Genomic DNA, 6,897 nt, shown 5'->3' on the forward strand with positions numbered 1-6,897 from the left:
TTCTTCGAGCGCTGGCAAGACGCCCTCAAGTGGCAGCGGCTGGAACCCTACCGCAAGTTCGCGCGCATGATCGAACGTCATTGGGACGGCATCGCCTCTTACTGTCATCCGAACAACAAGGTTAGCCTCGGATTGGTCGAGGGGTTGAATAACAAGATCCGCGTCCTGCAACGCAGGGCCTACGGCTATCGCGACGAAGAGTATCTCAAGCTCAAGATCATCGCCGCCTTCCTGCCGCCTCTGCCTAAATATGCAGAAAATGACCCACACTAATCCGCGAAGACCCACAATCATTAAGAGCCTTCAACGCAAAGGCGCAAAGACGCCAAGATCGCGAAGGTTTTTATTCCAACGATCTTCTTTGCGTCCTTCGCGTCTTTGCGCCTTTGCGTTGAAGGCCTTTGAATTACCCGTCATCCGCGCAAGAGTTTCTCCACCCGCTCCACGTCACTGCTCACGTCCACCCCCTGTCCTGGGACATGGCTGGCCACCGGGCACTGGATGCGCGCGCCGGCGTGCAGGGCGCGCAGCTGTTCCAGGCGTTCCGTGAGTTCCAGGGCACAGGGGGACATGGCGGCGAAGGCCTTGAGAAAGCCGACGCGGTAGGCGTAGAGGCCGATGTGGCGATGACAGCCCTCCAGGCTGCGGTGGGTGACGTCGCGACCCACGTTGCGATCCCAGGGAATCGGCGCGCGGCTGAAGTAAAGGGCGTAGTCGGCGGCGTCGCGCACCACCTTGACCACGTTGGGATCGAGCATCTGCTCCACCGTCTCGATGGGCGTGCACAGCGTGGCCATGGCGGCGTCGGTGTGGCGTTCCAGGGCCTCGGCCACCTGGTGCAGGATGTCGGGCGGAGTGAGAGGCTCATCGCCCTGCAGGTTGACCACGATGTCGTCGTCGCGCCAGCCCAGTTCGGTGGCCACCTCGGCGATGCGGTCGCTGCCGGATTCGTGATGGGCATCGGTGAGCACCACCCGCGCGCCGAAGCCCTCGGCCACGTCGCTGATGCGGGTGTCATCGGTGGCGATGACCACCTCCTCGGCACCGCAGGCCAGCGCCCGCTCATGCACGTGCTGAATCATGGGCTTGCCGCCCAGCATCAGCAGCGGCTTGCCGGGCAGGCGGGGAGAGGCATAGCGGGCCGGGAGGGCGACCTTGAAGGACATGGGTTGTCAGTTGTCAGTTGTCAGTTGTCAGTTGTCAGTTGTCAGTTGTCAGTTGTCAGTTGTCAGTTGTCAGTTGTCAGTTGTCAGTTGTCAGTTGTCAGTTGTCAGTTGTCAGTTGTCAGTTGTCAGTTGTCAAGGAACGATGGAGCGACATATGGCCTTGTCAAGTACTTTTTTCCACTGACCACTGACCACTGACCACTGACAAATGACCACTACTTATCCTTCCACTTGTCCAGCTCATCGTCGGTGAGCTGGCGTGCCTCGTCCTCCAGCATCACGGGGATACCGTCGCGGATGGGATAGGCCAGCCGGGCGCTGCGGGAGATCAGCTCCTCGTGAGACTTGTCGTAGATCAGCGGTCCCTTGGTGACGGGGCAGACGAGGATGTCGAGCAGACGCTTGTCCATGGTGTTACCTCAGGCTGTGAAGTCGTGACACCGCGTTGACGGTGGAAAGTATCGCCGGTGCCAGGGCGGCGTCGGGGACCGCGCTCACGGGCACGAACCAGTGACGCTCATCGGCGAGGTCTCGGCATTTTACGGCATCCTTCTCGGTCATCAGAACCGGCAGGCTGTCGGCGAAGCGGATCTCGGCGGCCGTGAACGGGTGATGGTCGGGAAACGGATGCCGGTCCACGCGCAGGCGCAGGGCCTCCAGCATGGCGAAGAAACGCGGCGGATGGCCGATGCCGGCGATGGCATGGACCGCCTTGCCGGCGAAGGCCTTGAGCGGCTTCACCCGGGAGGGGTCCCGTACCTGCATGGCCACGGTGGCGCTCAGTTCCATGCTGTGTTCGCCGGGCCGACCCTTGCCGGTGACCACCACGAAGTCCGCATCCCTGAGGCGCTCCACGGATTCCCGCAGCGGCCCGGCGGGCAGGCACAGCCCGTTGCCGAAGCGCCGCGCGCCGTCCACCATCATGATCTCCACGTCCCGAGCCAGGGCGTAGTGCTGCAGGCCGTCGTCGGCCACCACCACGTCGCAACCCAGTTCCCTGACCAGCATGCGCGCACCCCGCGTCCGCTTGCGGTCCACCACCACGGGACAGCCGGCACGGGCGGCAATCAACACCGGTTCATCCCCCACTCGCGCCGGATCGCTGTCGGCGCTCACCCGTTGCGGCGCCTTGTGGTCCCGCTTGCCGCCGTGCCCGCGGCTGATGACCCCGGGCCGGTAGCCGTGGCTCGCCAGCAGCCGGCACAGCCAGATGACCATGGGGGTCTTGCCGGTGCCGCCCACGGTGAGGTTGCCCACCACGATGATGGCCTTGGCGGGCACGCGTCGGATGGGCAGCAGGCCGTAGACCAGCCGGCGCAGACGCATCAGCACACAGTAGATCAGCGAGACCGGGAAAAGGGCCAGGGCCACGGGGTTGCGGCTGTCCCAGTACGCGTCGAGGCGCCTCACCAGTCGAACACCCTCTGCAGCAGTTCCGTCATCACGCCCTCTACGTTGCGGCGTTCCTCCCAGAAGCGGCGCCGGTTGGCATCGCCGTCGCGCCGGGCACCCAGGGTGTCGTCAGCATAGCCGGTCCAGCGCGCCAGGACCGTGGCGTTGTCCCCGCATCGGGGCAAGACATCGGCCGGAACGGGGTCCCGGGCTGAACTGCCCAGGCCCAAGCTCAGGGGGCGTCCACCCGCCAGGCCCTGCCAGAAAACGCCCCGCGAGACGCCCTCCAGGTGACCGGCGGTACAAGCACTGGCCACCGCGGCAAGCCAGCGGTGATCGTCCACCCACATCACGGCACCGGGCGCCAGAGGGCGCCGGTCCCAGGCGCTGATGGCCGGGATGCCGGGCGCGGCAAGCCGCTCACCCTCAGGCAGGGAGACGAACAGCCGATCATCGGCAAAACGGGCATCGGCGCGCCAGGCGGCCATCCACGCCGCGGCCTGCTGCGCCGGGCCGTGCCACCACCACAGGCGCCCGGTCTCCCCGGCCCCGCTGAGGGTACGCAGGGTCACGTCCGCCTGGGCCTCCGCCAGCAGGCTCAGGGGATCGGCGGGTGACGCCAGGTAAGCAGCCTGGCCCGAAGACGCCCAGGCGCGATGCTGGTCGGCATCGCACGGATAGGCCGCCTCGGCCGGCGAGGGCCAGGGGTCGGTGTTGAAGGCCAGGCAGTGCACGCCCTTGTCGTGGGCGGCACGGAGCAGGTTCGGGTGTGGCGGTGTGTCCACCAGGATCAGGCCGAAGGGTTGCAGACGCTCCAGGACGCGGGCCACGGCCCGAGGGCGGTCCGAGGGGCCGTAGCCCACACCGGTGGCCTTGAGCCCCTTGAGTCTGGGCTCCAGGATGGCCGGGTCGTCCAATTCGAAGGTGAACACCAGGCGCAGGTCGTGGCGCTTCTGGCGGATGGCGCCCAGCAGTTCCAGACCCAGGCGCAGGGACTGGGGCGTACACCCGGACTTGATCCACAGCAGCTTGCCGCGCCCGTCGGGCTGGCGCAGGTATCCCTGCCGGGCGTTGGCCCTAGCGTGTTCACCGGACAGGCGGTCGCGCAGGTTCGCCTGCAAGACCGGCCAGAATGTCGGGCCCCACATCCGGCTGTCCGGGCTCTCAGGCGTCACGATCGCCCTCGAACTGCAGCCGGTAGAGACGCGCGTAGATGCCGTCACGCTCAAGCAGCTCGTCGTGGCGGCCGGTCTCGGCAATGCGCCCCTCCTGCATCACCACGATGCGGTCCGCCCGCTCGATGGTGGAGAGGCGATGGGCGATCACCAGGGTGGTGCGGTTGCGGATGAGATTTTCCAGGGCCGCCTGGATATGGCGCTCGGCCTCGGTATCCAGGGCCGAGGTGGCCTCGTCCAGGATCAGGATGGGGGCGTCCTTAAGGAGCGCCCTGGCGATGGCGAGACGCTGGCGCTGGCCGCCGGAGAGCATCACGCCGTTGTCACCCACGGGGGTGTCGAGCCCCTGGGGCAGGCGGCGGATGAACTCCATGGCATGGGCCGCCTCGGCGGCGCGCACGATGTCCGCCTCGCTGACATCACCCAGGCTGCCATAGGCGATATTGCGGCCGATGGTGTCATTGAACAGGGTGACGTGCTGGCCCACGTAGGCCACCTGGTTGCGCAGATCGGCGAGTCGGTACTGGTTGACGTTCACCCCGTCCAGCAGCACCTCGCCCTCGGTCACCTCGTAGAACCGGGGCAACAGATTGACCAGGGTGGTCTTGCCGCTGCCGGAGCGGCCCACCAGGGCCACGGTCTCGCCGGGACGGATGTGCAGGTTAATGTCGTGCAGCACATCGCCCTTGTCCGGCCTATAGGCGAAACACAGGTTCCGGTACTGGATATCGCCCCGGGCGCGTTCCAGGCGCAGTTCGCCCTGGTCGCGCTCGATGTCCGAATCCAGCAGGGCAAAGATGTTCTGTCCGGCGGCAATGCCCTTTTGCAGCATCTGGTTGACGTTGGTGAGCCGGCGGATGGGGTTGAGCAGCAACAGCAGCGCCGTGATCAGGGAGACGAAGGTGCCCACCGTGACACTCTCGATGACCGCCTCGAAGGTGGCGAGCCAGACGATGAAGGCGACCGCCAGGGCACCGATGAACTGGATCAGCGGCAGATGCATGGCGTGGGTGAACACCATCTTCATGTGCAGGCTGCGGTTACGCTCGTTAATTTTCTCGAAGCGGCTGCGCTCGTAGTCCTCGCCGCCGAAGATCTTCACCACCCGGTTGCCTTCAATCACCTCCTGGGTCACCTGGGTGACATCGCCCATGGTGCGCTGGATGCGATGGCTGATCTTGCGAAAGCGACTGGTGACCTGGCTCACCAGCACCGCCACCACAGGCGCGATGATGAGCACGGCCAGGGTGAGCATCCAGTTGAGGTAGAGCATCCAGGCCAGCAGTCCGAGCACCGTGAGGGTGTCGCGCACCAGGATGGAGATACTCTCGGTGGCTGCCGAGGCCACCTGCTCCACGTTGTAGGAGAGCCGCGAGATCAGCTGGCCCGAGGCGGCACCGTCGTAGTGGCTCACCGGCAGGCGCAGCAGGTGGTCAAAGAGCTGACTGCGCAGCTTCTTCACCACCATGCGACCGACATACTTGATGGTGTAGGAGGCGGCGAACTCGGCAATGCCGCGGATGGCGAAGATGGCGATGATGGCCAGCGGTACCCATCGGATCGCGCTCTGGTCCCGCTCCACAAAACCCGAATCCATCAGCGGGCGCATGAGCGCGGCAAAACCCGCCTCGGTCGCCGCCACGATCACCATGGTCACCACGGAGGCGACCAGCCACGGCCAGTGGGAAAACGAATACCCGAGCAGGCGGCGGTAGACCTCGACGCCGGTATACTCTTCCGGGTCACGCGCCATCGTCAGTCTTCGTTGCCGGACTGGGTGGTGGCGATGGACAGGCGGGACAGGCCCAGGCGTGAGGCCACGTCCATGGCGGTGACCACGGACTGGTGCGGAGTCTTGGCGTCGGCGCGGATCACCAGGGGCCGCGTGGTGTCACCGCCGCTGGCCTGGGAAAGGGCCGTGCGCAGTGTCTCGGGGCGCGTGTTGACCAGTTCCTGGCCGTTGATGAAGTAGCGCCCCTGGGCGTCGATGGCCAGATCGATCACCTCCTGACGCTCCGCCTGCTCGGCGGTCTCGGCGCTGGGCAGGTCGATGCTGAGTTCCGCGTAACGCTCGAAGGTGGTGGAGACCATGAAGAAGATCAGCATGAGGAACACCACGTCGATCAACGGCGTGAGGTTGATCTCCACCTGCTCGGTCTTGCGGGTGCGGAAATTCACCTGCCTTCGGCCTCGCGCTCACCGTGGATCACTTCCACCAGCTTGATGGACTCCATCTCCATCTCCAGCACCAGTTCATCCACACGGCCACGGAAGTAACGGTGGAAGATCAGCGAGGGCACCGCCACGGAGATGCCCGCCGCGGTGGTGATCAGCGCCTGGGAGATGCCACCGGCCAGCTCGCCGGGGCTGCCCACGCCCACATCGGTGATCACGGAGAACACCTGGATCATGCCCACCACGGTGCCCAGCAGGCCCAGCAGCGGCGTGATGGCGGCAATGGTGCCCAGGGTGTTGAGGAAACGCTCGAGATCATGGGCCACGTGGCGGCCGGTTTCCTCGATGGCCTCCTTCATGACATCCCGGGTGTGTCCCATGTTGATCAGTCCCGCGGCCAGCACGCGCCCTAGGGGTGAGCCGTCACGCAGTTCGCGCAGCCGGTCCTCGGTGAGTTGTCCCGCCTGGATCATCTGCCAGATCTGCACCACCAGGTGACGGGGGTTCACCCGGCGCTGCTGCAGGCTCCAGAAGCGCTCCACGATGATGGCCAGCGCCACCACGGAACAGGCGATGATGGGGAGCATCAGCCAGCCCCCGGCCTTGACCAGTTCGAACACGGTGTCGGATTCCTCGCAGATTCATGGGCCTGTGCCGGCATCCACCGGCGCCGGCCATGATACTTGATTTAGCCGAGGGGTCGGAAGGAGACTCGTTGGGAAATCAAAATTCAACCCAGATTGTCCATTAGCCGGCATGCAGCCCATGAATGACGGGCGGGGCGGATGCATTGGCCCAGAGACCCGCGAACCAAGCACGTTTTCGACGGGGTACGGATAGCATCAGCTTGTTCTGTTTGACATCCGGGTGCCAAGAGCCGCCGATGGCCAACACCAGGCCATGCAGAGTGGAGAGGGTATGCTGGATTCGGGAACGCAACACGGCCTGACGAAACAGGCTCATCAAGTTGTAGGCCAGCATCGCAAAGC

Annotated in this window: 9 protein-coding genes; 1 reads left to right on the top strand and 8 read right to left on the bottom strand. The window is 65.3% G+C overall.

Annotation, left to right across the window (positions count from 1 at the left end):
* On the top strand, positions 1 to 273 hold a 273-nt coding region (locus D580_RS0114665; protein ID WP_018954497.1), incomplete at its 5' end, for an ISL3 family transposase.
* A 140-nt stretch (positions 274 to 413) separates the two neighbouring features.
* Here D580_RS0114665 and kdsB read toward each other — a convergent pair.
* The 8 genes from kdsB to D580_RS16735 form a co-directional block, all read right to left on the bottom strand.
* Positions 414 to 1,166 (bottom strand): 3-deoxy-manno-octulosonate cytidylyltransferase, encoded by a 753-nt coding sequence (gene kdsB / locus D580_RS0114670; protein WP_018955115.1) that lies wholly within the window; start codon positions 1,164 to 1,166, stop codon positions 414 to 416.
* Positions 1,167 to 1,381: 215 nt separating this feature from the next.
* Entirely contained in the window at positions 1,382 to 1,576 is a 195-nt protein-coding gene (locus tag D580_RS0114675; RefSeq protein WP_018955116.1) for a Trm112 family protein, read from the bottom strand.
* 4 nt (positions 1,577 to 1,580) lie between these two features.
* Positions 1,581 to 2,576, bottom strand: a complete 996-nt coding sequence (gene lpxK, locus D580_RS0114680; protein ID WP_018955117.1) for a tetraacyldisaccharide 4'-kinase — start codon at positions 2,574 to 2,576, stop codon at positions 1,581 to 1,583.
* The gene (locus D580_RS0114685; protein WP_231363571.1) at positions 2,573 to 3,733 is read right to left on the bottom strand and encodes a glycosyltransferase N-terminal domain-containing protein; all 1,161 of its coding nucleotides are present in this window, start codon (positions 3,731 to 3,733) and stop codon (positions 2,573 to 2,575) included. The genes lpxK and D580_RS0114685 overlap by 4 nt, the downstream gene beginning before the upstream one ends.
* Positions 3,723 to 5,486, bottom strand: a complete 1,764-nt coding sequence (gene msbA / locus D580_RS0114690; protein ID WP_018955119.1) for a lipid A export permease/ATP-binding protein MsbA — start codon at positions 5,484 to 5,486, stop codon at positions 3,723 to 3,725. Before msbA ends, D580_RS0114685 begins: the two co-directional genes overlap by 11 nt.
* 2 nt (positions 5,487 to 5,488) lie before the next feature.
* Positions 5,489 to 5,911, bottom strand: coding sequence for an ExbD/TolR family protein (locus tag D580_RS0114695; RefSeq protein ID WP_018955120.1), 423 nt, complete (start codon positions 5,909 to 5,911; stop codon positions 5,489 to 5,491).
* Entirely contained in the window at positions 5,908 to 6,528 is a 621-nt protein-coding gene (locus D580_RS0114700) for a MotA/TolQ/ExbB proton channel family protein (RefSeq protein WP_018955121.1), read from the bottom strand. Before D580_RS0114700 ends, D580_RS0114695 begins: the two co-directional genes overlap by 4 nt.
* Positions 6,529 to 6,655: 127 nt before the next feature.
* A partial coding sequence (locus tag D580_RS16735; RefSeq protein WP_018955122.1) for a hypothetical protein occupies positions 6,656 to 6,897 on the bottom strand: 242 nt, incomplete at its 5' end.

The organism is Thioalkalivibrio sulfidiphilus (genome assembly GCF_000377945.1).
Taxonomy (GTDB): domain Bacteria; phylum Pseudomonadota; class Gammaproteobacteria; order Ectothiorhodospirales; family Ectothiorhodospiraceae; genus Thioalkalivibrio_A; species Thioalkalivibrio_A sulfidiphilus_A.